22 protein-coding genes and 1 pseudogene are annotated in these 25,927 nt (G+C 58.8%); 18 read left to right on the forward strand and 5 right to left on the reverse strand.

Annotated elements, in window-relative coordinates:
* The first annotated feature begins 707 nt into the window (after positions 1 to 707).
* The 10 genes and pseudogenes from R6W86_RS11735 to R6W86_RS11780 all read left to right on the forward strand — a co-directional run bounded on the left by R6W86_RS11735 (position 708) and on the right by R6W86_RS11780 (position 10,600).
* Complete coding sequence (locus R6W86_RS11735; protein ID WP_410329547.1) at positions 708 to 1,778, forward strand: YncE family protein; 1,071 nt, start codon at positions 708 to 710, stop codon at positions 1,776 to 1,778.
* A 181-nt stretch (positions 1,779 to 1,959) separates the two neighbouring features.
* Positions 1,960 to 2,616, forward strand: a complete 657-nt coding sequence (locus R6W86_RS11740) for an outer membrane lipoprotein-sorting protein (RefSeq protein WP_410329548.1) — start codon at positions 1,960 to 1,962, stop codon at positions 2,614 to 2,616.
* A gap of 9 nt (positions 2,617 to 2,625) precedes the next feature.
* Entirely contained in the window at positions 2,626 to 3,312 is a 687-nt protein-coding gene (locus tag R6W86_RS11745; protein ID WP_410329549.1) for an ABC transporter ATP-binding protein, read from the forward strand.
* Positions 3,309 to 5,822, forward strand: coding sequence for an FtsX-like permease family protein (locus R6W86_RS11750; protein ID WP_410329550.1), 2,514 nt, complete (start codon positions 3,309 to 3,311; stop codon positions 5,820 to 5,822). Before R6W86_RS11745 ends, R6W86_RS11750 begins: the two co-directional genes overlap by 4 nt.
* Complete coding sequence (locus tag R6W86_RS11755) at positions 5,815 to 6,948, forward strand: hypothetical protein (protein ID WP_410329551.1); 1,134 nt, start codon at positions 5,815 to 5,817, stop codon at positions 6,946 to 6,948. Before R6W86_RS11750 ends, R6W86_RS11755 begins: the two co-directional genes overlap by 8 nt.
* Entirely contained in the window at positions 6,936 to 7,445 is a 510-nt protein-coding gene (locus tag R6W86_RS11760) for a hypothetical protein (RefSeq protein WP_410329552.1), read from the forward strand. The genes R6W86_RS11755 and R6W86_RS11760 overlap by 13 nt, the downstream gene beginning before the upstream one ends.
* 164 nt (positions 7,446 to 7,609) lie before the next feature.
* Positions 7,610 to 7,810 (forward strand): annotated as a pseudogene (locus tag R6W86_RS11765) (efflux RND transporter permease subunit); the annotation flags it as partial.
* Between the two features lie 151 nt (positions 7,811 to 7,961).
* On the forward strand, positions 7,962 to 8,456 hold the full coding sequence (locus R6W86_RS11770) for a hypothetical protein (RefSeq protein WP_410329553.1): 495 nt from the start codon (positions 7,962 to 7,964) through the stop codon (positions 8,454 to 8,456).
* Positions 8,457 to 8,544: 88 nt separating this feature from the next.
* Entirely contained in the window at positions 8,545 to 10,164 is a 1,620-nt protein-coding gene (locus R6W86_RS11775) for a BCCT family transporter (protein WP_410329554.1), read from the forward strand.
* Entirely contained in the window at positions 10,136 to 10,600 is a 465-nt protein-coding gene (locus R6W86_RS11780) for a universal stress protein (RefSeq protein ID WP_410329555.1), read from the forward strand. The genes R6W86_RS11775 and R6W86_RS11780 overlap by 29 nt, the downstream gene beginning before the upstream one ends.
* Positions 10,601 to 10,682: 82 nt before the next feature.
* Here the strand turns inward: R6W86_RS11780 and R6W86_RS11785 are convergent, their stop codons facing one another.
* The 3 genes from R6W86_RS11785 to R6W86_RS11795 form a co-directional block, all read right to left on the reverse strand.
* Positions 10,683 to 11,591: a cation diffusion facilitator family transporter gene (locus R6W86_RS11785; protein WP_410329556.1), complete on the reverse strand. Its 909-nt coding sequence runs from the start codon at positions 11,589 to 11,591 to the stop codon at positions 10,683 to 10,685.
* Positions 11,592 to 11,657: 66 nt separating this feature from the next.
* Complete coding sequence (locus R6W86_RS11790) at positions 11,658 to 12,257, reverse strand: SCO family protein (protein WP_410329557.1); 600 nt, start codon at positions 12,255 to 12,257, stop codon at positions 11,658 to 11,660.
* Positions 12,254 to 13,093, reverse strand: coding sequence for a cytochrome c oxidase assembly protein (locus R6W86_RS11795; protein ID WP_410329558.1), 840 nt, complete (start codon positions 13,091 to 13,093; stop codon positions 12,254 to 12,256). Before R6W86_RS11795 ends, R6W86_RS11790 begins: the two co-directional genes overlap by 4 nt.
* Before the next feature lie 122 nt (positions 13,094 to 13,215).
* Between R6W86_RS11795 and R6W86_RS11800 the strand changes: the two genes are divergently transcribed.
* The 7 genes from R6W86_RS11800 (at position 13,216) to R6W86_RS11830 (ending at position 21,544) form a co-directional block, all read left to right on the forward strand.
* On the forward strand, positions 13,216 to 14,904 hold the full coding sequence (locus R6W86_RS11800) for an HAD family hydrolase (RefSeq protein WP_410329559.1): 1,689 nt from the start codon (positions 13,216 to 13,218) through the stop codon (positions 14,902 to 14,904).
* A gap of 123 nt (positions 14,905 to 15,027) precedes the next feature.
* Entirely contained in the window at positions 15,028 to 15,744 is a 717-nt protein-coding gene (locus tag R6W86_RS11805; protein WP_410329560.1) for a response regulator, read from the forward strand.
* Positions 15,731 to 17,194, forward strand: coding sequence for an ATP-binding protein (locus R6W86_RS11810; RefSeq protein ID WP_410329561.1), 1,464 nt, complete (start codon positions 15,731 to 15,733; stop codon positions 17,192 to 17,194). Before R6W86_RS11805 ends, R6W86_RS11810 begins: the two co-directional genes overlap by 14 nt.
* A gap of 110 nt (positions 17,195 to 17,304) precedes the next feature.
* Positions 17,305 to 18,564, forward strand: coding sequence for an ABC transporter substrate-binding protein (locus tag R6W86_RS11815; protein ID WP_410329562.1), 1,260 nt, complete (start codon positions 17,305 to 17,307; stop codon positions 18,562 to 18,564).
* A gap of 54 nt (positions 18,565 to 18,618) precedes the next feature.
* Entirely contained in the window at positions 18,619 to 19,545 is a 927-nt protein-coding gene (locus R6W86_RS11820) for a carbohydrate ABC transporter permease (RefSeq protein ID WP_410329563.1), read from the forward strand.
* Positions 19,538 to 20,407: a carbohydrate ABC transporter permease gene (locus R6W86_RS11825; protein WP_410329564.1), complete on the forward strand. Its 870-nt coding sequence runs from the start codon at positions 19,538 to 19,540 to the stop codon at positions 20,405 to 20,407. The genes R6W86_RS11820 and R6W86_RS11825 overlap by 8 nt, the downstream gene beginning before the upstream one ends.
* 18 nt (positions 20,408 to 20,425) lie before the next feature.
* A complete protein-coding gene (locus R6W86_RS11830; protein WP_410329565.1) occupies positions 20,426 to 21,544 on the forward strand; it encodes an ABC transporter ATP-binding protein in 1,119 nt (372 codons plus the stop codon).
* A gap of 16 nt (positions 21,545 to 21,560) precedes the next feature.
* On the opposite strand, the gene R6W86_RS11835 is transcribed toward R6W86_RS11830, so the two are convergent.
* Positions 21,561 to 23,093 (reverse strand): cryptochrome/photolyase family protein, encoded by a 1,533-nt coding sequence (locus tag R6W86_RS11835; protein ID WP_410329566.1) that lies wholly within the window; start codon positions 23,091 to 23,093, stop codon positions 21,561 to 21,563.
* Between the two features lie 296 nt (positions 23,094 to 23,389).
* Here R6W86_RS11835 and hemN point away from each other — a divergent pair, with 296 nt between their 5' ends.
* Positions 23,390 to 24,805 (forward strand): oxygen-independent coproporphyrinogen III oxidase, encoded by a 1,416-nt coding sequence (hemN, locus tag R6W86_RS11840; protein ID WP_410329567.1) that lies wholly within the window; start codon positions 23,390 to 23,392, stop codon positions 24,803 to 24,805.
* Here hemN and R6W86_RS11845 read toward each other — a convergent pair.
* The gene (locus R6W86_RS11845; RefSeq protein WP_410329568.1) at positions 24,798 to 25,748 is read right to left on the reverse strand and encodes a TIGR01212 family radical SAM protein; all 951 of its coding nucleotides are present in this window, start codon (positions 25,746 to 25,748) and stop codon (positions 24,798 to 24,800) included. The two genes, hemN and R6W86_RS11845, sit on opposite strands and share 8 nt — an antisense overlap.
* Between the last annotated feature and the right edge of the window lie 179 nt (positions 25,749 to 25,927).

Raw genomic sequence — 25,927 nt, forward strand, 5'->3', positions numbered from 1 at the left:
GTGGTTCCACATCAAGTGCTGGCAACACCGGTCAGGGGCCCCAGCGCCGCGCCCTTCGGGAGCCACTGAGAGCCTTGATAGCTGCGTTGCTCTGACTCGATTTGGAACCACCAAACCTTCGCCATCGCGCCTTGCTCTCAAGGCTCTCAGTGGCTCAGTAGGTCAGCGAATTAACCAGACGGGACACTAGCCAAGCACCCCCAGCCCAACAAGAGCAACCCTCAGCAAACTCGGTATGCCCCCGGAGAGCAGGATCTGGCATTCGAATGCTCTAACGTGAATGTTATTCCGGTCTTCGTCCAGATAGCTTCCCAGTAAGCGCTATGTTCGCGGAACACGCTCTGCTGCCCGTTGGCGTGGAAGGCAATCACCTGGTAATCCTCCTTCCGACCGGTTTCCATGCCGGGACACTGTCAACAGCAAAACACCCAGCAGGGCTGCAAGCAGTTGGCGCGAGGACATGTCAGTTTTCATGATTTGATTGGCTACACGTTGGCACAACTTGGAACACTGAGAATAGTGTAAAACTTTTAAGCAGGTCATACGTCAAACGACGGAATCGTTGTTTCCGATGGATGGTCGAGGATTTGATTGAGGTCAAGCAGATATATCTTTGGGGCGTGGCTTTCAGTTCTGTTTCAGCTTGGCATGTTGAACTCAGCTTGAGTCATTTCTTTTATTCCGGCTTCTGACCAAAAGGTGATCTTATGAAACTTCAGTTGCGAAAGCCTTGGCTGTCGGGTCTGACCGCCCTGATTTTGATGAGTCTTTCACTAACGGTGTCGGCAGCCGGGAATCATGCCTTTATTCCCATGGGAACGACCGATTCTGTGGGTGTAATGGACCTGGAAACCGGCCGATTGACATCGACGATCTCCGGTACGGTCAATACCCATGGGTCTGCGCTGACTCCGGATGGCCGCTACCTCGTTGTGGGAAGCTTGACTGCCCATGACAATCAGGAGCTGCCCAAGCGTCCGGAGGGCGTCACGGAGGATGATCATGCCGCCCATCACGGGGGAGGCGGTACCGGAGCTGCGGAATTAACCGGCACCGGTCGGGTTTATGTCGTGGACACCAGCACGAACGCCATTGACCGGGTATTCGAAGTACCGGGGCCAGTGCACCATGTTCTGGTAACAGAGGACGGTCGTTACGCGGTGTCCACACATCCGATGGGCGGCGGTATCAGTGTGGTTGATCTGGATTCCGGAAAGGTCGTTGAAGTGATCGCCACAGGCCCCTCTCCCAACTACATAGCAACGACGGGTGACGGCCAGACTTTATATGTCAGTAATACCGGTAATGGCACGATTAGTGAGGTGGACACGAGAAACTGGTTCGTGAAGAGTAATGTACGCATGGGCGGGAGGCCGGAGCACATGGCGCTCGCTCCAGACGGCGACCATCTTTACATCAATGATGTCGCCTCCGGTGAGGCTCTTGAACTCAGCCTTCCTGACGGTGTCGTGACGGCACGCTACCAAATTGGTGAAGCGCCTCATGGCCTGGGTCTGAGTGCTGACGGGCAGGCTCTTTTCGCCACCAGTCAGGGGGATGAAAGGATCGTTCGCATAGACCTTACCCTCGATGCGCGTAAAAGTGTGCCCTTGGTTCCTGCCCCCTACCACCTGGCGGTTTCGCCTTTCGATGGACGAATACTGGTTACCAGTCGTGCTGAGGCAAAGCTTTGGGTACTCGATCCGCTATCCCTTGCCATTGTAAATGAGGTTCCCCTGGAGGGGGTCGGTCATCAGATATCGATTACCACCCGGTGACGGATTTGGGTTCTATTCAATTCATCAAGGGAGCTGTCATGGATCGGCGTTATAAAATGACATTGGCGATACCTGAGCGGGGTTTTGGTCAATGAGAATCGGGATCAGTACTCCTGTTTTGTTGTTGATGTCGGGGAGTCTTTTCGCGGCGACTCCCTCCGCTGTCTCTTTGATCGAAGGCATGGAGCAGACCCTCTGGTCAGACAGTAACCACGGTCAGTACGTCATGCGTATCGAAAGTGAGTACTGGACCCGGGAGCTGAGGCTGGAAGCCTGGATGGACCGGCCCGATCACACCCTGATCCGTATTCACTCGCCGAAAAAGGAAGCGGGGGTTGGATCGCTGAGAATCGGCGATGCCATGTGGAACTACCTCCCCAAAGTGGACCGTACCATCAAAATACCGCCCTCGATGATGCTGCAGCCCTGGATGGGGTCCAACTTCAGTAACGATGATCTGGTCAAGGAAAGCTCGTTTGTCGACGACTATATCCATGAGCTGGCCGGGATGGATGATTCCGGCGAGCTACCTGTGTATCGGGTCGTTTCAACCCCGAGGCCCGACGCACCGGTAGTCTGGAGCCGGCTTGAATTTGAGGTTCGCGCGGACGCTATCCCCATGTCGGTGGCTTACTTTGGGGAGCGGGATCAGCTCGTCAAACAGTTGACCTATGACCAGATCAAAACCATGGACGGGCGCCGGATACCGACGCTTTGGACCATGGTTGATGCGGATAATCCCGAATCCCGCACAGTCATCCGAATTGAATCCATCGAATTCGATCTTCCTTTGGACGAGTCCCTTTTTTCACTGCGCCGTCTGCGCAACCTGGAATGAGTCCCCGCCATGAGCATCGTCAATGTGCAGAATGTCTCGCGGATCTACCGGCAGGACTCCATCGCCGTCAAAGCCCTGAATGACGTATCGGTGGCAATTGAGCCCGGTGAGTTCACCACGCTGGTGGGGCCTTCGGGGTCGGGCAAGACCACCCTGCTGAACCAGATCGGTGCCCTGGACGAGCCGGACAGCGGCCATATTCAGGTGGCGGGCGAGGAAATTACGGGGCTCAGCCGCAAGAAGTGCACCATTCTGCGGTTGTGGAAGATTGGCTTTGTATTTCAGGAGTACAACCTCATCGGCGTGCTGTCCGCCCAGGAGAATGTTGAGTATGTGCTCATGCTTCGCGGTGTTCCGTTTCGGGAACGACGAGCCGAGGCACAGCGAATTCTCGCGGAGGTCGGGCTGCAGGGAATGGAGCAACGTCTGCCCCACGAACTCTCTGGCGGCCAGCAGCAACGTGTGGCGGTGGCCAGGGCCATCGTCAGCAAACCCGCCATTGTCCTGGCCGATGAGCCCACCGCCAATCTCGACTCCGCGACCGGTGCGGCGCTGCTGGATCTGATGCGGGTGCTTAACGCCGAGCACGGGATTACCTTTGTGTTCTCCACCCACGATCCGATGGTGATGGAGCGGGCGAGACGGGTGATCCATCTCCGGGATGGTGCTATTGAGCGCGAGGAGCGCCGGCCGTGATCGCCTGGCTGCGACTGGCGTTTGGCAATCTTCGGGTCAATCGTCGGCGTACCGGCATTACGCTGTTGTCGGTGGCCGTCGGTGTCGGCGGGCTGGTGTTTCTGTGGGCGTTTATCGACGGCATCAATGCCCAGATGATCAACAACATGACCGGCTATGTGACCGGCGACCTTAAAGTGCATCAGCGTGGATTTCACGACGACCGGGAGATGAACATTGCCCTGGCCGAACGCTGGAACCTTGCCCAGGAGGTGTCAGCCGTAACCGGTGTCGCGGCGACCACACCGAGGGTGACAGGCAACGCACTGGCCAGCCATGGCGACCAGTCCAGGGCCTTGCAGGTAATGGGGGTCGACAGCGCAATCGAGCCAACGGTCACCCGGCTGGATCGGTCGATTGTCATGGGCCGCTATCTGGATGGGGGCAATGAGATCATTATGGGCGTGGATGCCGCCAGTGCCCTGGGTACCTCTCCGGGAGACGAGCTGGTGCTGGTGGTCCAGGCGGCGGACGGCTCCATTGGCGCAGACCGATTCGAGGTGGTGGGTGTTTTTGAAACCGGCATCAAGCGAATTGATGGCTTCGTGGTCCAGATGCCCCTGGCGTCCGCCCAGGCACTCTATGCCTTCCAGGGGCGGTTTACCGAGATTGCCGCCCGCGTAGAGGACTCCGACCGGCTCGAAGCGGTGGTTGGAGGCTTGCGGAATCAGATGCAGGCCCGCAACGTGGAGGTCCTTGGGTGGCCGGCGCTGATGCCATCGCTGGTGCAAATGGTCGCCTTTCATGATGCCGTCGCCTACATCGTGATCTTCGTGGTGTTTGTGGTGGTGGCGGCCGGCATCGTCAACACCATTCTGATGTCGGTGCTGGAGCGTGGCCGGGAATTCGGTGTGATGATGGCGCTGGGTACACCCAGTAGCCGAATTGTCTGGCTGGTGCTTCTGGAGACAGCGATACTGGCGGGTCTGGGATACCTGTTGGGTCTGGTTTTGGGGTTGTCGCTGACGGGCTACTTCGGTACCCATGGGCTGGACTTCAGCGCCTATATCAAGGCCATGGACACCATGCCGGGCCTGAGCGGTATCGTCTATCCCACCATCGAATTCCAGCGTCTGGTGGTGATTGGCATCGTGGTCATATCGGTGGCTCTGTTGGCAGCGGCCATCCCGGCCTGGAAAGCCAGTCGCAACAGCCCACTGGAGGCAATGGGCGCACGTCGCACTGTGATCAACCGTATCCGCCGGATCCATTGGCAGGTGACGTCTGATCATCGACTGCTGATATTCGCGCAAATGGCACTGCGCTCCGTATTCCGCAATCCACGACGATCCGTAATCACCGCCTCGGCCACCGCGTTCGGGCTGGCTGCCTATCTGTTCCTGTATGCCTTTGCCGATGGTTTCTTCGAGCAGATGATCCACAACTCGACACAGCAGCTCAGCGGGCATGTGCAGGTGATGGCGCAGGGCCACGACGTCGACCTGTCGCCAGCTTTACGCATTGCCGACAGTCAGGCACTGCAGCAGCAGTTGCAGGAGCGTCCTGAGGTTGAGGCGGCCGCACCCCGGGTAGTGCTGCGTGCCATGGTGGCAAACCCCGGGAAGAGTCTGCCGGTGGAACTGGTGGGTATTGCACCGGAGCAGGAGAGGGCGGTTACGGAACTTTCTGGATACATGGAGCAGGGCACTTACGTTCAATCCGGGGAGACGGGAATTGTGATTGGCCAGAAACTGGCCGAGGAGCTGGGTGCCCGGCTGGGGGACAAGCTGGTCATTACGGTCCAGCAGGCTGGCGGAGATATTGCCTCCAGTGCCCAGGCCATTCGCGGTATCTATCGCACTGGCAGTGACCTGTTCGACACCGAGTATGTCTTCACCGATAGCAACGCAGCCCGCCGTCTGGGTGGCCTGCTGGAAGACGAAGTCTCGCGGATCGTGTTGAGGCTGTCAGACCGAGCAGAGAGTGCGGCCCTGGCAAGAACCCTGAACCAGTCGCTGCCTCTGACCAACGACGGACTGGTGGCCCAGGGCTGGGAAACCCTGCTTCCGGTGGTTGTGCAGATGGTGGAAATGAGCCAGGTGGATTTCTATCTCATCCTGTCGGTGGTTTTTGTGGTGGTCGCCATAGGTGTCATGAACACCATGGTGATGTCAGTGATGGAACGTACCCCGGAACTGGGCGTGATGCTGGCGTTGGGCACCAGAGGGGGACAACTGCAACTGACGATTCTGTTTGAGGCGTTCTTTCTCGCAATACTGGGAATGCTGGCAGGAACGGTGGTTGGCGGACTACTTGTCTACTGGCTTGGCACTACCGGCATTGATCTGTCCTCAATCAGCGGTGCACTGGAAGCCATCCCCGGCATCACCGATCGGATCTATCCGGTGCTGATTTTCGATCACGTCTGGCTTCCCAGCCTGCTGTTGTTCCTGTGCTCGGTGCTGGTGGCGCTGTATCCGGCCTGGCGTGCCTCGCGACTGGATCCGGTGGAGGCCATCCGGCATGGTTAGGCGATCTCCGCTGATGCTGGCCGCGATGGCCTGGCTAATGCTGGCTTCAGGCGCTGAGGCGGACTTCAGCCATTCGGGATCGCTCAAGAATCTGAGCGCTGGCTCGCGCTCGTTGATTGACGACAATCGCTACTTCTCAAACCTTACCCGCCTGCGTATTGAGCCCCGTTACCGATATCAGGACTGGGTTGTCGATGCGGCCTACGACCTGGAACTGGTGACAGGCAGTTTCCTGGACAGCCCGGAGTTTGCCTTGCTCAGGGATGCTCCCGATCCGCGCTACTGGAATCTTCGGGGGGACGTGCATGAATCGGGAGATTTGTTGGCGCGCCATCAACTGTACCGTGGCACGATACAGTGGCGCTCGCCGGTCGGTGATTTCCGGTTTGGCCGCCAGCAGGTGAATTGGTCAACCGCCCTGATCTGGAACCCCATGGACATCCTCAATCCTGTCAGCCCACTCCAACTGGAGCCCGATGAGCGCATCGGCGTGGACGCACTGTTATGGGACAGGTCCTGGGGGGCAACGGGCCGGATCAGCGCCGTGCATGCGCCGCAACACAGGGACCAGAATGCCAGCACGGCGGCACGGGCCAAGCGTTTTTTCGCCGGGGTCGATGCCGGCGTGATGATGGGCGAGTTCGCCGACGTCACCAAAGCGGGTGTCAGCGGCAGTGGCTCATTGGTTGGCATCGGTTGGCGTACCGAACTCGTCTGGAGCAAGCCAGATTCGGCTGACAGTTACTGGCAGGGGGTAGTGGACCTGAACTGGGCACTTCGCAACGGGCTCAATCTGGCCGTTGAATATTTCCATAACGGTCAGCCGGTAGCGCCGGGAATGACACGTCTGGCCAACCTTGTGTCCGCACAGCCCCTGTATGCCGGGCGCCATTATGCCGGACTACTGGTATGGCAGGATATCAATCCGTTCTGGCAGTACCGGGTGGTGACCATCCAGAACGTCGATGATGCCAGTTGGGTGCTTTACCCGAGATCCACGTGGATACTGCCGCTGAGCCAAGAGATCTATTTCACTGCCGGAGCCCAATGGTTCGGGGGTGACCAGGACAGCGAGTACGGGAGACTGGAACCGCTTGGGCTAATGGAGATTCAATGGTTTTTCTGAATGTCAGATACCGGCGGCGGGCCGCCGTTGCGCTTGCCTCGATGATCTGGGGTGTCAGCTTTTTTCTGCACTTCGTCTGGGAGATGCTGCAGGTCCCGTTTTTTTCCGGTATGAGCGGGGCCGGTCATTGGGATGTGGTCTGGTTATGCACGCGTGCAACCATCGGTGATGCCAACATAGCATTCGGTGCGTACACATTGACCGCGTGGGTTTCAAGAGACTGGTTCTGGGTGGCGAACTGTTGGAACCGGATAAATCTATCAACTTACTTTTCGGTTGGACTGCTTGTGGCGATCGTTTTTGAGTACTGGGCAACAGGAGCGGGTGAAAGGTGGGTTTATAGCGAGCTGATGCCGGTGCTTTCATGGACCGGCACGGGAATATTACCGCTTATCCAGTGGGTGATCTTGCCACTGATGTCGTTATATGTGGTCAGATGGATGTTTCTTGGATGGCTTAGTTTGAGACCTCAGAAAAATAATGATGGTGGAAGTTGAGCGACTTCAAATAAAAATAATCAAAGATTTACTTGTTAAACGAGTATATTTTCAACGATTGCCTTTCTTTTGATGTATGCAATCGGTAATTGTTTTTTGGCAATAATGATTTAAATAAAGTCGTTTTTAAGTGATTGATCTTTTCAGAAATAGAAATATTTTAGGTGCGGCCCGTGATGATGACGGCAGCCGCCATTATCGGCGGGCTGGTGCCTATCATGGTCGGTAGCGGGACCGGTTCCGAAGTCATGGGACGGATTGCCGCACCGATGGATGGCGGAATGATCAGTGCCGTGATTCTGGCTCTTCTGGTGATTCCTGTGGGTTACTACCTTTGGAAAGCGAAAGGTTTGGCCGGTGACTGAACGCTCTGAATTCGCTGGTCCGTCGGTAAATGGACGGAATCATTTGAGCGAGATCAATTCGCTGCCGGATCGGTCAAAAAATTCAGGTTGAATTCAGCTCTTGAGCGCTAAATGGGGATGAATGTTCTGACCCACGCGATGGAGAATGATGATGATTTCAATCAGAAAGCTTGCAGCATGCACCGTTCTGGCGGCCGCTCCTGTCTGGGCGTTTGCTCATGGCGAGCAGGGTAACTTTCAGGGCCATGGTCCCGGAATGATGATGGACCAGGACCAGAGGCAGCAAATGCAGCAGAACTGGTCGCGCATGAATGGATTCATGCAGCAGATGCCCGGCGCAGGATCACCGGAGGAGCGTCAGCGCTTCCTTGAAAACCACTGGGAGGCCATGGAAGACCAGATGGAGTTGATGCACCGAGGCATGATGGGCCCGGGAATGATGGGAGGCTCCGGTGCCATGATGGGTGGTAACCAGGGGCAGGGCATGATGAACAATCAGCCTGGCCAGGGTAATCGCCAGGGTAATGCCGCTGGCATGTCGCCGGATCAGCGTTTGCAGTTCATGGAGGATCGGATGGATCAGATGCAGTTGATGATGGAGCAGATGCTACAGCATCAGCGGCAACTGAACAGAAACAGTAATTGAGGCAAATTGATCCCGGTTCCCCAATCGGTTTGACAGCTGTGCTAGGTTGAGAGGCATCTTTATCGATTTTCGGAATGCGGAGGCTTGCGTGCTGGAACCGCTGCAACGTCGATTGGGGCTGCAGACAATACCGGGAGTATTTTTCACTTCTGCCGGGGTGGCAACGCTGTTTGTTGCCCTGGCGGTGCCCTTTGATCAGGCCGTGACCGAGTATTTCGGCCTGCTGACCGGCTGGGTGGCCCGCAATCTTGGCTGGTTTTACATCCTCGCGGTCACCTCCCTGCTGGTGTTCCTGCTGGGCCTGGCGGTGAGCCGCTACGGCACCATCCGCCTGGGTGGCGATGACAGCCGGCCGGACTATTCCAACCTGACCTGGTTCACCATGCTGTTTGCCGCCGGCATCGGCACGATTCTGATGTTCTGGGGTGTGGCGGAACCGGTCTCCCATTTCGCCAGCCCGCCGTTCGAGGGGGTACAGCCCGGCTCCGAGCGTGCAGCCAGTGATGCCATGACCGTTGCGCTGTACCATTTCGGGCTGCATACCTGGACCATCTTCGCCATGCCTGGCCTGGCGATCGGCTACTTTGCCTACCGCCATAATCTGCCCATGCGCATCAGTAGTCTGTTTTACCCGATTCTCGGAGAGCGGGCCTTCGGACCCTGGGGTTGGGCGGTGGATGTGATCGCTGTGCTCGGTACCCTGTTTGGCGTGGCTACCTCTCTGGGACTCGGGACGCTCCAGCTCAACAGCGGCCTGAACTACCTGTTTGGCGTACCATCCACTGGTCTGGTTCAGGTCATTCTGATTGCCGTCATTGCCAGCATTGCTGCCACATCCGTGGCCTTGGGGCTGGACAAGGGGGTGCGCAGGCTGTCCCAGCTCAACATCCTGCTGGCCATGGTCTTGCTCGCCTTTGTGTTGGCTGTAGGGCCGACGGTTTTCATTGCAGAGGGGATGGTTCAGAGCGTAGGCGATTACTTCGATGCCTTGCCCTGGCTGGCATTCTGGACCGAAACCTTCAAGGAGAGCGACTGGCAGCGACAGTGGACTCTGTTCTACTGGGCCTGGACCATCTCTTGGGCGCCATACGTCGGCATCTTTATTGCCCGGATCTCCCGGGGGAGGACCATCCGTGAATTTGTCGGGGGTGTGCTTTTTGCGCCCACTGCTTTCACCCTGGTTTGGTTCGGTATTTTCGGCTTATCCGCCATCCAGGTAGAGATGAACGGCACGGTGGCGCTGGCGGAGCAGGTTCAGCAGGATCCCTCCGTGGCCATATTCGCCTTTCTGGAAGCCTTCCCGCTGGCAGAAGTGGCGTCGGGGCTGAGTGTGGTGATCATCGTGATCTTCTTTACCACCTCCTCGGATTCCGCCTCCCTGGTCATCGATCTGCTGACCCGACGAGACGATCAGCCCTCACTGGTGCGCCAGCGGATCTTCTGGGCGGCAGCGCAGGGTGTGATTGCCGCTACGCTCTTGCTGGCCGGCGGACTGGATGCCCTGCAAAACGTCATTACCTCACTGGGCCTGCCTTTCTGCATTCTGCTGATCTTCATGGCTGTGTCACTGTTCCGGGCTCTAAGAGCGGATTACCGTGGTTACAGCGTCGAAGCCCTGGTCCAGGGAAGAGCCTTCCCGGAAGTGGATGCCACCGCCGAAACCAAACAGGAGAACGAGTATGTATCGGAAGCTGTTGATCGCCATTGATCCGGAAGATGACGGCGAGGGTAAATGTGCCCTGGAGGCCGCTGTGGATCTGCTGGCCGAGGACGGGGAGCTTCACCTTGCCAGTGTCTATAGCCCCGGCGGTGGCGGATTTTTCCCCCACGTGACAGAGGACGCGCCGGAACAGAAGGAAGCCGAGGTCCGCGAAATGCTGGATCTGCTCGCTCGCAAATACCTGCCCCTGAATCGTAACGCCAGCTTCCATGTGGTGGCGGGCACCGCCGGTGACAAGCTGGTGGGGCTGGCCGGCCAGCTGTGTGCCGATCTCCTGGTCCTGGTGTCCCGTGGTAGCAGCGGCCACTGGCCCCTGCGCCGGGCCACCGTGGAGTATGTCTCGGTGAACGCGCCCTGCCCGGTGCTGGTGCTGCCGTCAATGGAGAAAGCCGAGCCGGAGGCAAAGGACGAGGAAAGCGACTGATCCGTCAAACAGCGACAACTGATCCGGTGGGGTCTGTCCAGGGCTCATTTCCTGCGCAAGGTGAACGGGGATCAGCCTGCCCTCAGCAATAGGCCATGTTCGGACAATGACTGGCGACGCGTTCCCACTGGATGGTGACGTGCTGGATGTTGAATTCGTGGGCCAGCATCTCGGTGGCCTGCTCGAGCATCCTGTCATCATCCCGGGGGTCGGGTTTGACCAGATGCACGGTGAGTGCATTTTCGGTCGTGCTCAGACCCCAGATGTGGAGGTGATGCACTGACTCGATGCCCGGCAGCTGACTGAGACTGGCAAAGACGTCCTCTGGGTCGATGTCCCTTGGGACCGCATCCACCGCCAGGTTCAGTGAATCTTTCAGCAGTTGCCAGGTGCCGATGAAGATGACTGCGGCGATCACCAGGCTGACCACGGGGTCAATCCAGTTCTCCCCGGTGTACAGGATGACCAGTCCTGCAACCACCACGCCGATGGACACAGCCGTGTCCGCGGCCATGTGCAGGAACGCGCCGCGGATGTTCAGATCGCCTTCCTGACCTTTCATGAACAGCAGCATGGTCAGACCATTGATCAGCACACCGATGCCGGCAACGACAATGACGGTCGTGCCGGCAACCTCCGCCGGCTCGCTGAAGCGACGGATGGCTTCCCAGGCAATGCCGCCAACTGCCGCAATCAGGAACAGGGCATTGAACAGCGCGGCCAGGATAGTGGATTTTTTCAGGCCGTAGGTGTTCCGATCGCTGGCCTTGCGAGTGGCCAGCCAACTGGCTGCCCAGGCCATGATCAGGCCCAGAACATCACTCAGGTTATGGCCGGCGTCGGCGAACAGTGCCAGAGAACCGGACAGCAGACCGTAGACAGCCTCAATGGCAACAAAGGCAATATTGAGCCCGATGGCCAGTGCGAACGAGCGGCTGTGGGTATCGAAATGACTCGCGTGGCTGTGCCCGTGGTCATGGTGGCTGTGCATGCCTTTTCACCTGGTCTGAAGATCTGGCAGGGAGTTAAAAGCCTGTAGCTACTACAGGGTCAAGTCTCAGCTGCGGGACTCCGAGGCCAGGTGCGCCAGATCCTCGCTGACCTGCTGCGGTGTCAGTCCGGGACGGAGCAGCAGACGGGCTTTTCCAGAACGATCGAAGACATAGACCGCACTGCTGTGGGAAACGTTATAGTTGCCATCGGCATCCGGCTCGTCATAGCCGAACGTGGTTCGATAACGTTTGGTGAGGGCGCGTAGCTCCGGCTCCGCAGCGGTCAGCCCCACGACGTAATCGCCGAAGAAATTGGCATAGCTTGCGAGGCGCTCCGGCGTATCCCGTTCGGGATCAACACTAACGAACAGCGTGGTGACATCGTCACGGTAGTCCTCTGGCAACTGGTTCACGGCCTTGCGCAGATCGGTGAGTGTGGTGGGGCAGACATCGGGGCAGGAGGTGAATCCGAAGTAGAGCAATCGGATGTTGCCCTCGGAATCCTCCGGCGTAACCGTTTGGCCGCCGGAGCCGGCGAGTTCGAATTCGAGTTCCGGCATCAGATCGGAGATATCCTTGCCATGCCACTGCTCTTCATCTCCGAAGCAGCCTGTCAGCGCCAGAACCGAAACAGTCAGGATCAGGGGCAACAGCCGTTTTGTCATAAATTCTCTCCCGCCAGTCTTGATGGCTTCACAACTCTGCCGTCCTCGTGCATGGCCCGGCGCAGGATCAGCAGGATACCGATGACGCTCATCATCGCCGGGGGAATCCAGGTGAGCAGACCTCCCAGGAGTTGGTCGGTTTCCGGCGCCATGGGCCAGGCCCGGCCACATACTTCGTAAACGTCATACACCATGCCCCGGGAAAACACGATCCAGGCACCGAGAACCATCTGGGGAATGGCCACTGCCGCCAGTATCAGGATGCGTTTGCCGTAGCCCAGCGCATTGGTCAGAACCGGTGAGCGTGGATCGAACATCAGCCACCAGAACAGCAGACCATCCAGCAGCATGCTCCAGTTCATGGTCCAGTACAGCTGGCGCGAAAGCATGGCGTCGAAATGGATCGGTGGCCATAGCCAGAAATAGATCAGGCCGACAAACAGGACAGCGGCAATCACCGGCTGCTGCAGGATTCGGTAGACCCAGCCCAGTGGGCGTAGCCAGGAGCGAAGGGTGGGCCCCATTTGTTCGTGCCAGAAACGGAAGATCGGTAACGGATTGGACAGGGCAATCAGGAACGGTCCCAGGTGATGCAGGATCAGGTGCTGGCCCCGGTGTACAAAGAACATGTACTGGGAATAGTAATCAAAACGGGTCTGCATGACGCCGTAACACAGCAGTACCCCGACCACGAAAGTAACGATGCGCACGGAGCCGGGGCGTTGCTCGGGTGCCATGTGCAACAGGGCGTAGCCGTAGCCTGCCAGTACCAGCGCGAAACTGAGTATTGTCAGGGGTGAAAAATCATAGGGGGCCAGGAGGCCGATATCGGGCATGGAAACCACTCTGTGTGCAATCGCAGCCAACCGGGTTTATCTTTTTTGTTATACAACACCGAGTTTTAACCCCTGCGGTCCGGATTGCAAGGGTAAAAACAGTTCCAGTGCGGAGACTCCAGATGGCGCGATTCAACGAGGCGATACCGGCTCCTTCGGTCCTGATTTTCGATTGGCACGGCACCCTGGTGGATACCCACGATGCCATGTTCAGCGCCATGGAGGAGATGCTGCCGCAGCTGGAAGAACTTGGCCTCGTGGAGCGGTTGTTACCGGAGGATCAATGCCGCACCCGGGATGATGCCCGGCTGGTGCGTTACATCCGGATTTTCCGGCGCCTGCATCCGCGGATCCTGGCCGAGCGTCGGGTCTCGCGAACCGACATCTTCAATGCGATCTTCGGTGAGGACAAGGAAGCCAAGCTGATCGCCCACCAGGCCTACAATACTGCCTATCGCAAGTATTTCGGCCAGGTGAGACCCTTCCAGCCGGGTGCTTATGAATACCTGTCGGCATTGAAAGCCATGGGCATCCGGTTGGCGGTATCCACCAACCGCAACCGGGAGTTTCTGGACAAGGAACTCAAGATGGTGGATGAGGGCCGTTGGCAGCACCTGTTCGATGCCACCGTGTGCGCCGACGATGTGACCGAGTACAAGCCGGACCCCCAGGTGATCCTGAAGGCCCTGGAAAAGCTCGAGCTGCCGGCCGACAGCCGGGCCTGGTACGTGGGTGACAGCTACGTGGATATGCTCACTGCCCACAAGGCCGGGGTCTCCGGAGTCTTCTACAACGGCGCCTGCTGGGAGCAGGGCCGCATCGACAGCTGGTTCACCAGACGGGATGCCCCGACTGCCATCCTGGACAGCTTCGAGGATTTGCTCAACCTGCTTGCGCTGCTGGAGCGCCAGGAACCGGATGCCTTTACCCAGACCCCGGCCGAGGTCCGGCCCAGGCCATTCCCGCCCCCGGAACGCCCGGAACCGAGAATCGAGCCGGACTGGCACCCGGCCGTGGTCCGGTTGATTCGCCCGGCGGTGGTGCTGTTCGACTGGCATGCAACCCTGGTGGATACCCTCGACGCCATGTATCACGCCGTGGATGACATGCTGCCGGATTTCCACAAACTCGACCTCATGGACCGGATGGTGGCACCAGAGGACAGCAAGACCCTTGAGGATGCCCGGTTGGTGTCCTATGTGCGCGAGTTCGCCAGGTTGCATCCTAAGGTCAAGGCGGACCGGAAGATCTCCCGTACGGATATTTTCGAAGTACTGTTTGGCGAGAATCAGGAGGCCAAGCAGATTGCCCACAAGGCCTTCAACCACCATTACCGTAACCACTATGGCACCGTTAAGGCTTTCGAGCCCAGGGTCAGGGACGTGCTCGAGGGGCTGAGAAAACTGGACATCCTGGTAGGGGTGATCACCAATCGAGACCGGGAGTTTTTCGAGCACGAACTGGATGCGGTGGAAGGCACTGGCTGGTCGCATCTGTTCGATGTAGATGTTTGCGGGGATGACACGCCACTGCGCAAACCCCATCCCGACCAGCTGCTACTGGCGGTCCAGAAGCTGGATTACCCGCCGGATCCCAGTGTCTGGTATGTCGGAGACAGCACCACGGACGTGATTGCCGCCAAGCGGGCGGGGATGACTTCCGTGTTTTTCAATGGAGCGCAGTGGGACCTGCCCTGGCTCAACAAGATCTTCCCGGGTACCCATAAGCACCCAGACAAGCCGGACGTGGTCGTCAACGATTTTTCCGAGTTCTGGGCGCTGGTGTTGGCCTGCGAGGTCGGGCCGCCGTAATGACCAGCCGTGACAGTTGAGGCGGTATCGTTATAGAGTTCCTGCGGCAGGCGATTGCAAACGCCCTGTTTGCGAGTTAGCGGGATGGCTCTGTAACCATGAAAAACAAAAAGAACGATCGTAATGACTGATTCCAAAGCGTCGATCCTGGTGGTCGATGATGATGCAGCCATCCGGGAGTTGCTGCAGGAGCACCTGTCCCGGGTAGGTTATGAGATACGTACCGCGGAGGATGGTGACCGGATGCGAGTTCTGCTCAATGAGCGACCGGCCGACCTAATCGTACTGGACGTCATGTTGCCTGGTGATGATGGCTTCACCCTGTGCCGGCAGATTCGCGAACATTCCCAAGTGCCGATCATCATGCTGACTGCCAGTTCCGACGAGACCGACCGGGTGGTGGGGCTTGAGATCGGTGCCGATGACTACCTGGCTAAACCATTCAGTGCAAGGGAGTTACAGGCCCGGGTCAAGGCACTGTTGCGGAGGGCACGGTTCGCCAGGGCCGAAAATCCCCGTTTCATCCAGTTCGACCGCTGGCGCCTGGACACCCTGGCCCATGAACTGATTGACGGGAACGGCCAGTCGACGGCGCTTTCCGGTGCGGATTTTGCACTACTGCAGCTGTTCCTGAGCCATCCCAATCAGGTTCTGGACCGGGATACCATTTCCGATGTCACCCGGGGTCGTGAGTCCATGCCCCTGGATCGGATAGTGGATGTGGCGGTCAGCCGTCTACGCCACAGGCTCGGGGATCAGGGCCGTAATCCCAGGCTGATCAAGACAGTGCGGGGCGCGGGGTATCTGCTTGCCGCCACGGTAAGTCATGGCCCTGAATAGTTCCTGCAAGTGGGGCTCCGTGCTCTGGCGTTGGGTTCCGTCCCTGCTCGGGCGGGTGTTGCTGCTGACGTTGCTGGCCATGGCCGGTGCACAGGTCATCTCCAGTGCTGCCTGGGTCGCAACCTATCGGGCCCAACAGGAGGAGGGCCTGGTGGCCACTACCCGCAACCTGGCCCAGTCTGCTTCGGCTACTGTGCAGTTTTTCAACTCCCTGCCCCAGGAATACCGTCACATCGTGCTCGATCAGCTGCGCGATATGGGTGGAACCCGTTTCTTTGTCTCCCTGAACAGCAAACGCATTGATATGACCCCGTTGCCGGATACTGCCCGCAAGCAGCTGGTCATGGAACAAGTGCGCTCGGTGCTGCGCCAAAGACTGGGTAACCGAATCAACTTGCATGTGGATTTCGTGCATCCCTACAATTTACGGATCCTCAATACCGAGTTGTCGCTGGACGCCTTGCCGCGTTCCTGGGCCCATTACGCGCTGACCCTGGAACCCCTGAATCCTCCGGTGCTGGTGACTCAGATCGAGGTGGATCAGGATGAATGGCTGTATCTGGCCGCCGCCCTGCCGGCGCCCTTTGTCTCCCTGGAGGAGGAAGGTATTCCCGGCCAGCAGATCCTGTTTGTGGTGGTCATGAGCGGCATCCTGTTCCCGGTGCTGGCGTGGCTGATCCGCCAACAGACGCGGCCGCTGCGAAAACTGGCGAGGGCCGCCCGGGACCTGCCGCTGGATGACGCTACACAGCCATTGAAAGAGCAGGGCAGTGCCGAGATTGTTGCCGTCACCCGAAGCTTCAACACCATGCGCCGGCGTCTGCAGAGCTACATCAGCGACCGGGACCAGCTGTTCCGCGCCATTTCCCATGATCTTAAAACGCCGATTACCCGATTAAGGCTGCGGGTTGACCTGATCGAGGACGAGCCGATGCGGCAGCGGCTCGAAGCAGACCTGCAGGAACTGGAGCTACTGATTAAGAATGCGCTTCAGTCCATGAAAGACACGGATATCCACGAGAATGCAGAGCCTGTGGATGTCGAGCGAATGTTGCGTGGTATGGGAGAAGCCTATCAGTCGGGGGATTCGCAGCGCGTCACCGTTCAGGGGCACTGCCGACGTTACCGGGGCAAGCCGCTCGCATTGAAGCGATGCTTGGGTAATCTGGTGGACAATGCGGTCAAGTACGGTCACGTCGCCCGGGTCCGCATTGAGGATGAGTCCGGCCGGCTGGTAATCCACGTGGAGGATGAGGGGCCAGGGGTGCCGGAGGATCAGTTGTCCCGCATTTTCGAACCTTACTACCGGTTGCATACCAGCGAGCGTCAGGGGCACGGACTCGGGCTGGGGATTGCCCGCAATATTGCCCAGAACCATGGTGGAGAGCTTGCCATTGCCAATCGCGACGAAGGTGGCCTGCACGTTACTCTGTCGCTGCCCCGGCATTGAAAGACCGATGTAACAAAGGTGTTACATCAATCTTTCAGTTTGATACTTATCGTCTCGGTTTCCTGCCATAGACTCCAGCACTGTGAAGACAACAAAAACAAGGAGTCAAAATGAATAGGTTCAAGAAATCTCTTTCAGCAGTTGCGATCTCAGCTGCCCTTCTGCCGGCTCACGCCGTTCAGGCTGGTGAAGTGGAAGTCCTGCATTGGTGGACCGCCGGTGGCGAGGCCCGTGCGGCAGCCGCCCTCAAAGAAATGATGGAAGAACAGGGCCATACCTGGAAAGACTTTGCCGTGGCCGGTGGCGGCGGTGAGGCGGCCATGACCGTGCTCAAGACCCGTGCTGTATCGGGCAATCCGCCTGCGGCGGCCCAGATCAAGGGGCTGGATATCCGCGAGTGGGCCAAGCTTGGCTTCCTGACCAGCCTGGACGGTGTGGCCGAGGCCAATGACTGGAACCAGTTGGTCCCGCCGGTGATCGCCGACGTTATGAAATATGAGGGCGAGTACGTGGCGGTTCCAGTGAACGTGCACCGGGTCAACTGGCTCTGGGCCAACCCGGACGTTCTGGAAGACGCCGGCGTGTCGGTCCCCGAGAGTCTGGATGAGTTTTATCAGGTCGCCGAAAAACTGGAGGCGGCCGGTGTGATTCCTCTGGCCCATGGCGGCCAGCCCTGGCAGGATGCCACCGTATTCGAGGCCGTGGCCCTTGCTGTCATGGGTCCCGAGGATTACGCCAAGGCCTTCGTCGAGCATGACATGGACGTGATCAACAGCGCCCTGATGGAAGAGGTCTTCACGGAGTTTGCCAAGGTGATGAGCTACGTGGACGACAATGCTGCGGGCCGTGATTGGAACACCGCCACCGGTATGGTGATCCGGGGCGAAGCCGCCATGCAGATCATGGGTGACTGGGCGAAGGGCGAGTTTACTGCCGCCGGCCTGACGCCGGGTGAGGACTACATCTGCGCGCCGGCTCCGGGCACTACCGGTGAGTTCACCTTCAACGTGGACTCCTTTGCCATGTTCAGCCTGAGCGATGAGGAAAACACCGAAGCCCAGAAGGATCTGGCCCGGACCATCCTGGAGCCGGAGTTCCAGACCGTGTTCAACGAGGCGAAAGGCTCGATCCCGGTCCGTACCGATATGGATATGTCCGGTTTTGATGCCTGCGCACGGGCCTCCATGGACACCTTCAAAAGCAGTGCTGACCAAGGCGGCCTGGTGCCCAGCTTCGCCCACGGCCTGGCCACCACCAGCTATGTCCAGGGCCAGATCTTTGATGTTGTTACCAACTTCGTGAATTCCGACGACAAGGATCCGGTCCGGGCCACCGACCAGTTGGCGGCTGCCATCCAGGCGGCACTCTGATCTGGTAGGGGGCCACCCCCTCAGGTGGCCCCCGATCCTCTCGGGAGAACTCTCATGGAACACATTCAACGTCACCCCGCCCGGGAGGCCGGGGTACCCTCGCGCCTGCTGGGCCGGCTGCAGCGCTGGTTACCGAAACTGGTCGTGGCCCCCACCTTTGTTCTGGTCGGCATCGGTATCTACGGCTACATGCTCTGGACCGGTGTGCTGTCCTTCACCAGTTCCAGCTTCCTGCCGGTCTATGACTTCGTCGGGTTCGATCAGTACGCCAAGCTGATGACCAATGACCGATGGCTGACGGCTTCGGTCAACCTGGGTGTCTTCGGCGGCCTGTTCATTCTCAGCTGCCTGCTGATCGGCGTGGTGCTGGCCATTTTCCTGGACCAGAAGATTCGTCAGGAAGGCGCCATCCGCACCATCTACCTCTATCCCATGGCGCTGTCCATGATCGTCACCGGCACCGTCTGGAAGTGGATCCTGAACCCCAGTCTCGGCCTGGAGAAGCTGATGCACGACTGGGGCTGGACCTCGTTCAGCTTTGACTGGCTGGTCAGCTCCGACATGGCCATCTACACCATTGTCATGGCAGCGGTCTGGCAGGCCTCCGGGTTCGTCATGGCGCTGTTCCTGGCGGGCCTCCGGGGCGTGGATTCCTCGATCATCCGGGCTGCCCGGGTCGATGGCGCCAGCCTGCCGCTGATCTACTGGAAGATCATCCTGCCCTCCCTGCGCCCGGTGTTTTTCAGTGCGGTGATGGTTCTGGCCCATATCGCTATCAAGAGCTTTGATCTGGTCATGGCCATGACCGCTGGTGGTCCGGGCTACTCAACGGATCTGCCCGCAGTATTCATGTACGCCCACACCTTCACACGTGGGCAGATGGGTCTGGGGTCAGCCAGTGCCATACTGATGCTGGGCGCCATCCTGGCCCTGATCGTGCCCTACCTGTACTCGGAACTGAGGGAGAAGCGCCATGACTGATGTGGTTCGTACCGGTTTCCGTCCCAGCCGCGTGGCCATCTACGGAGTGTTGCTCCTGGCTGCGCTGGTGTATCTGATCCCGCTGTTCATCATGCTGGTGACCAGCTTCAAGACGCCCATGGACATCCGCACCGGCAACCTGATGGCCCTGCCCACCGACTGGACCACCATGGGCTGGACCAAGGCCTGGTCCGAGGCCTGCACCGGCGTGGAATGCAATGGCATCAGCGGGTATTTTTGGAACTCGTTCAAGATGACCGTACCGGCGGTGCTGATCTCCACCCTGTTGGGCGCATTCAACGGCTACGTGCTGTCCAAGTGGAAGTTCAGGGGTTCCGACCTGTTCTTCGGTATGTTGCTGTTCGGCTGCTTCGTGCCCTTCCAGGTGGTGCTGCTGCCGATGGCGGCCACCCTGGGCCAACTGGGCCTGGCCAACACCACCACCGGCCTGGTGCTGGTGCATGTGATCTACGGGGTGGCATTCACCACGCTGTTCTTCCGGAACTATTACGTGGCCATTCCGGATGCGCTGATCAAGGCAGCCCGGCTGGACGGTGCCGGCTTCTTCACCATTTTCTCCCGCATTCTGCTGCCCATGTCCACGCCCATTTTCATGGTGTCGCTGATCTGGCAGTTCACCCAGATCTGGAACGACTTCCTGTTCGGCGTCGTGTTCGCCAGTGGTGACAGTCAGCCGATTACGGTGGCGCTGAACAACCTGGTGAATACCAGCACCGGGGTGAAGGAATACAACGTGGATATGGCGGCGGCCATGATCGCTGCACTGCCGACACTGGTGGTCTACATCGTGGCCGGCAAATACTTCATCCGGGGTCTGACCGCCGGATCTATCAAAGGTTGACCTGAGAGGATAACAACAATGTCTCAACTGGAACTTCGGAGTATCCGCAAAACCTATCCGGGTGTTGCCGAGGAAACCCTCAAGGGCATCGACATTGACATCGCTTCCGGTGAATTCCTGATACTTGTGGGCCCGTCCGGCTGTGGCAAATCCACCTTGATGAACACCATTGCCGGTCTGGAAACCATCACCGACGGCTCGATTGTCCTGAACGGCAAGGACATATCCACCATGGAGCCGAAAGACCGGGATATTGCCATGGTGTTCCAGTCCTACGCTTTGTACCCGACCATGTCCGTGCGCGAGAACATCGCCTTCGGCCTGAAAATCCGTGGTCTGCCGAAGCGTGAGGTTGACCAGGAAGTGGAGCGGGTGGCGGACCTGCTGCAGATTTCCCAGCTGCTGAACAAGAAGCCGGCGAACCTGTCCGGCGGTCAGCAGCAGCGGGTGGCAATGGGCCGGGCCCTGGCCCGCCGACCGCGCATTTACCTGTTCGACGAGCCGCTGTCCAACCTGGACGCCAAGCTGCGGGTGGAAATGCGTACCGAGATCAAGAAACTGCACCAGCGCCTGAAAACCACCATCGTGTATGTGACTCACGACCAGATCGAAGCCATGACCCTGGCGGACCGGATTGCCGTGCTCAAAGACGGCGAGTTGCAGCAGTTGGGTACGCCCAGGGAAGTCTATAACACCCCGGCCAACCTGTTTGTGGCAGGATTCATGGGGTCACCGGCCATGAGCTTTGTGCCGGTTTCCGTGGAGCAGGGCGAACACGGATTGCAGGTCGAAGTGCGGGGCAATAACGGTAGCGCCATCAAGCTGCCAGTCCCCGATTACCTGGTTGACCGGGTAGGACGCAAGATTATTCTGGGCATCCGCCCGGAGCACATCACCCAGCCCCAGGATCAGAAGAACGATCAGACGTTGGTCACCAAGGGCGAGTTCACCATCGAGGTGACCGAGCCCACCGGCCCGGACGTGATCGCCCTGATCCAGCTCAACGACACCAATGTGCACTGCCGGATCGATCCGGAGCACCCCGTGGAGTGGGGCGAGACCGCGGAATTGATGTTTGATATGAAAAAAGTGGTGTTCTTCGATCCGGAAACGGAGAAGCGGATCGTACCCAACTGAGGCTCCATCTCGGAGCTTAAAGTTGCTCCAGGTGCGCTAACAGATGTTCGGCGCGCTGGAGCAGCGCCTCCCGTTTTTCCGGATTCTGTTTGTCCCAGTTACGGTACATCATGCCCATGCGCGGATTGTTGGCGAAGTCAGCCCGGTGCCGGTCGATGAAGTACCAATACAGGGCATTGAACGGGCAGGCATCCTCTTCCGTGGCCTTGTTCACCTTGTAATGGCAGTTGGCGCAGTGGTCGGACACGCGCTGGATGTACTTGCCGCTGGCGGCATAGGGCTTTGACCCCAGATAGCCGCCGTCGGCGTGCATCACCATGCCCAGCACATTGGGCAGTTCCACCCAGTCGTAGGCATCGGCGTACACTGCCAGGTACCAGTCGCATATCTCCTCGGGCCTGATGCTGGCCAGCAGGGCAAAGTTGCCGGTGACCATCAGTCGCTGGATGTGATGGGCGTAGGCGTTGCGCCGGGTGGCGTCGATGGCCTTGTGCATGCAGCGCATCTTTGTTTCGCCAGTCCAGTAGAACCAGGGCAGGGGACGGGTGTTGCCCAGTCGATTTTCCTGCGCATACTCAGGCATGTTCAGCCAGTAGATGCCTCGCACAAATTCCCGCCAGCCAAGAATCTGTCGGATGAATCCCTCCACAGCATTGATCGGCGCCCGCCCCGAATACCAGACCTGGGCCGCGGCTTCGCAAACGGCCAGTGAGTCCAGCAGCCCGCAGTTCATGTAGGGCGACAGGATGGAGTGAAACAGCCAGTCCTCGGAATCTGAAATGGCGTCCTGGAAGTCACCGAAGCAGGGGAGGCCGAAATCGATAAAGTATTCCAGGGCCGCTTGTGCATCCTGTGAAGTAACGGCGAAATGGAAGTCCTCCGTGGTGCCGAAATGGTCGGAAAAGTGCTCCTCGACCAGAGCGATGACGTCCCGGGTGATCCCGTCAGGCTCGATCCTGAAGGGGGCGGGCGCCGCCGGCTTGCCGGTCCACTTCTTGCGATTGTCGGCATCGAAGTTCCACTGGCCGCCTTCGGGTTCTCCATCGGGTGTCATCAATAATCCGGTTTTTTTGCGCATTTCCCGGTAGAAGAACTCCATTCGAAGCTGTTTCCGGCCCTTTGCCCAATTGGCGAATTCGTCCTTGCTGGCAATAAACCGGGTGTCCGGCCGGATCTCCACCGGCACATCGAGGCGCTCATGCCACTGGCTGATTTGTTCATGGAGGCGCCACTCGCCGCACTCGGTGGTGATCACCTTGTCCGCGTTCAACTGCTGAACCTGATCCGCCACCACCGCCTCCAGGCTCTGGTGCGGATTGTCTGGATGGTAGCGCAGGTAATGCACCTGCCAGCCATCTTCCCGGAGACGGTCGGCAAAATGGCGCATGGCACTGAACAGCAGCACCAGTTTTTTCTTGTGGTGGTTGGTATAGCTGGCCTCGTCGTGCACTTCCGCCATGACAACCAGATCCTCATGGCGATCGGCTCCGTCGAGGGCGCTGAGGGTTGGGGAGAGCTGATCGCCCAGAATGAGAATGACGTTGGCCATATACGGTCTCCGGCAGTTGCGGGTTACACCAAAGAGGTAGCCAGAATACGCCAAGGGCGCAAGGGTGGTTCAGCGCTGGGGATGCTAGACTGAAAGTCATGATCAGCTGACCCGAATCAAACCCTTCAGGGCCGGAGTCGGCGATAATGTTCATAAAGAGGGGGTCAGAAGAAGGCTTTCTTCCGACCCCGGAGTAGTCCCCGAACTCTGACGCGAACGTGGGGTCTGATGAAAGCCTTCATCTGACCCCGACTTGGACTTTGACTCCCGACTTCACCGACCAACCCGAGTTACCTATGGCTTCCAACACCGCCACCGCGACCAAGAACGACCTCCCCGCCTTCATCTGGGACGACGCCCTGATCCGGCGTTACGACCTCAGCGGACCCCGCTACACCTCTTACCCGACGGCGGTGGAATTCACCCCGAACTACCGGGTAGAGGACATGGTCAAGGCGGCCGGTCGAAGCAAGGCCGCGGGTGGCCCGATCTCGCTGTACACCCACCTGCCATTCTGCGCGCATCTTTGCTACTACTGCGCCTGCAACAAGGTGATCACCAAGAAGCGTGACAAGGCCATGCCTTACGTGGAACGGGTGCTCAAGGAAGCGGCAATCCAGTCGAAACTGTTCGGAGCCGACCGCCCGGTCCAGCAGCTGCACTGGGGCGGAGGTACGCCCACCTTCCTTCCGAAGGATGTGATGCAGCACCTGATGGCAGGGTATGGTGAGCTGTTCAACCTGCAGACCGGCGACGACCGGGACTACAGCGTGGAGATCGACCCCCGGGAAGTCGACCAGGACACCCTGCCAACCCTATGGGATCTGGGCTTCAATCGCATCAGTCTGGGCGTTCAGGATGTGAATCCCGAGGTGCAGAAAGCGGTCAACCGCATCCAGCCCCGGGACATGACCGAGGCGGTGCTGAACGAGGCTCGCAGGATCGGCTTCCGCTCCATCAATCTGGACCTGATCTACGGTCTGCCGCACCAGACTCCGGAGAGTTTCGCCGAGACCCTGGAAGCGGTCATCGAGATGTCTCCGGACCGCCTGTCGGTGTTCAGCTACGCGCACCTGCCGGACCGGTTCTATCCGCAGACCCGGATCCGGGCCGAGACTTTGCCAAGCCCGCAGCAGAAGCTGACCATCCTGCACAACACCATCAACCGCCTGCTGGAGGCCGGTTACGAGTACATCGGCATGGACCACTTCGCCAAGCCGGACGACAGCCTGGCCGCGGCCCAGCGGGAAGGGCGCCTGCACCGGAATTTCCAGGGTTACACCACCCACTCGGACTGCGACCTGGTATCACTCGGTGTATCCGCCATTGGTCAGACCAACGATGCCTATTTCCAGAACAATCACGACCTGCCGGCCTGGGAGGCGGCCATCGATGCCGGCCAGCTGGCCACGGTCCGTGGTGTGAGCCTGAGCCGGGACGACCGCATCCGCCGCTGGGTCATCGGTCAGCTGATCTGCCAGTTCCGTCTGGATCGCCAGCAGTTTGCCGACGCCTGGGGCAAGGACTTCGACCGCTACTTCGCCGATGAACTCAACCGCCTGCGTCCCATGATCAAGGATGAACTGGTGGCCGACGAGGGTCAGTTGCTCCAGGTCCAGCCCGCCGGTCGGCTGCTGATCCGCGCCATCTGCCAGATCTTTGATCTGTATCGGAAGGAAGGGGCGAGCCAGCGGTTTTCGCGGATTATCTGAGGTCTCCCTGGCAGGTGCCCTGGGCCTTCATTCTGCGTTCTATAAACTCGATGGGCTGCATTTTCTGTGCAGTCCAGGCGGGCGCCACCAGTTCGTCCCAGCGGCTCGCCAGCCCGGCCAGCCGCTGAATCGAGATCTCCGGTGACAGGTGGCGAAGAAACAGAATCACTTTATCTGCATAAGTTTCCAGTGAGTCCGGCTGAAACTCACCGTTCCGGTAAAACACCGCCAGCTCGGTATTTTCAAGAACGTGCAGGTTGTGAAGTTTCACGTTATCCACCGGTAGTTCATTGATCAGCTGTGCGGTTTCAATCAGCCCTTCCGACGTTTCTCCGGGCAGCCCGAAAATCAGGTGAACACCGATGTCGGCCCGGGTAGCTTCTGCAAGTTTGTGGATGCCGGCAATATTCTGGGCCCGGGTATGGCCCCGCTTCAGATAATTCAGGTGGTTGTCGTTAAAGCTTTGCAGGCCCAGCTCTACCATGATGTAGTGTTCCCGGGCGAGCTCGCCTAACAAGTTTATGACGCGCTGGGGTAGGCAGTCTGGCCGGGTGCCAATCACCAGCCCCCTCACACCTGGCTGGGCCAGGGCAGTGCGGTAGCGAGCCTCGAGGTCTTCAATCCGGTCCAGTGTGTTTGTGTAAGCCTGAAAGTACACCAGATAGTCACATTCCTTGTAGCGCCGGCTTACCAGGGTCTTGTTGTGGTTGATCTGCTCGACCAGTTCGCGGTGTGCTTCCCGGGGGTAGGCAGCCGATGCCCACTCATCGCAGAAAATGCACTGTTCCAGGCGGGTATCGGGTCGGCGGTTGGGACACTGGTCGGCCACACTGACAGAGACCTTGGCGATACGTTTGCCGAATCGCTGACGGAAGTACTGGCTAATCGGATAATAACGGCGACCCTGCCATAGAGCCGTGACCGGAGTTTCTTGTGGTTCCAACCGGGATGCTCCTGCCATTTGATAATAAATCGTCCATTTTCCTGTTGCATCCGGGTAAATGCACTGACAAGCGTCAATCTGCACCTCGATGAGTTATGGGGCACTGGGGTGGTAGCCAGCAGGGCGACTTGATGCAGGTCAGCGCGCTGATAAACGTCAAGGTGGGGCGGCGGGTACAG

The sequence above is a fragment of the Marinobacter sp. genome, assembly GCF_046484525.1.
Classification (GTDB): Bacteria; Pseudomonadota; Gammaproteobacteria; order Pseudomonadales; family Oleiphilaceae; genus Marinobacter.

Excerpts from the sequence above, each read along its gene's own strand:
- R6W86_RS11820 (WP_410329563.1), top strand. The coding sequence starts at position 18,619 with ATGGAACACATTCAACGTCACCCCGCCCGGGAGGCCGGGGTACCCTCG.
- R6W86_RS11805 (WP_410329560.1), top strand. The coding sequence starts at position 15,028 with ATGACTGATTCCAAAGCGTCGATCCTGGTGGTCGATGATGATGCAGCC.
- hemN (WP_410329567.1), top strand. The coding sequence starts at position 23,390 with ATGGCTTCCAACACCGCCACCGCGACCAAGAACGACCTCCCCGCCTTC.
- R6W86_RS11735 (WP_410329547.1), top strand. The coding sequence starts at position 708 with ATGAAACTTCAGTTGCGAAAGCCTTGGCTGTCGGGTCTGACCGCCCTG.
- R6W86_RS11810 (WP_410329561.1), top strand. The coding sequence starts at position 15,731 with ATGGCCCTGAATAGTTCCTGCAAGTGGGGCTCCGTGCTCTGGCGTTGG.
- R6W86_RS11815 (WP_410329562.1), top strand. The coding sequence starts at position 17,305 with ATGAATAGGTTCAAGAAATCTCTTTCAGCAGTTGCGATCTCAGCTGCC.
- R6W86_RS11785 (WP_410329556.1), bottom strand. The coding sequence starts at position 11,591 with ATGCACAGCCACCATGACCACGGGCACAGCCACGCGAGTCATTTCGAT.
- R6W86_RS11745 (WP_410329549.1), top strand. The coding sequence starts at position 2,626 with ATGAGCATCGTCAATGTGCAGAATGTCTCGCGGATCTACCGGCAGGAC.
- R6W86_RS11800 (WP_410329559.1), top strand. The coding sequence starts at position 13,216 with ATGGCGCGATTCAACGAGGCGATACCGGCTCCTTCGGTCCTGATTTTC.
- R6W86_RS11795 (WP_410329558.1), bottom strand. The coding sequence starts at position 13,093 with ATGCCCGATATCGGCCTCCTGGCCCCCTATGATTTTTCACCCCTGACA.
- R6W86_RS11825 (WP_410329564.1), top strand. The coding sequence starts at position 19,538 with ATGACTGATGTGGTTCGTACCGGTTTCCGTCCCAGCCGCGTGGCCATC.
- R6W86_RS11770 (WP_410329553.1), top strand. The coding sequence starts at position 7,962 with ATGATTTCAATCAGAAAGCTTGCAGCATGCACCGTTCTGGCGGCCGCT.
- R6W86_RS11740 (WP_410329548.1), top strand. The coding sequence starts at position 1,960 with ATGGAGCAGACCCTCTGGTCAGACAGTAACCACGGTCAGTACGTCATG.
- R6W86_RS11790 (WP_410329557.1), bottom strand. The coding sequence starts at position 12,257 with ATGACAAAACGGCTGTTGCCCCTGATCCTGACTGTTTCGGTTCTGGCG.
- R6W86_RS11760 (WP_410329552.1), top strand. The coding sequence starts at position 6,936 with ATGGTTTTTCTGAATGTCAGATACCGGCGGCGGGCCGCCGTTGCGCTT.
- R6W86_RS11780 (WP_410329555.1), top strand. The coding sequence starts at position 10,136 with ATGTATCGGAAGCTGTTGATCGCCATTGATCCGGAAGATGACGGCGAG.
- R6W86_RS11835 (WP_410329566.1), bottom strand. The coding sequence starts at position 23,093 with ATGGCCAACGTCATTCTCATTCTGGGCGATCAGCTCTCCCCAACCCTC.
- R6W86_RS11830 (WP_410329565.1), top strand. The coding sequence starts at position 20,426 with ATGTCTCAACTGGAACTTCGGAGTATCCGCAAAACCTATCCGGGTGTT.
- R6W86_RS11755 (WP_410329551.1), top strand. The coding sequence starts at position 5,815 with ATGGTTAGGCGATCTCCGCTGATGCTGGCCGCGATGGCCTGGCTAATG.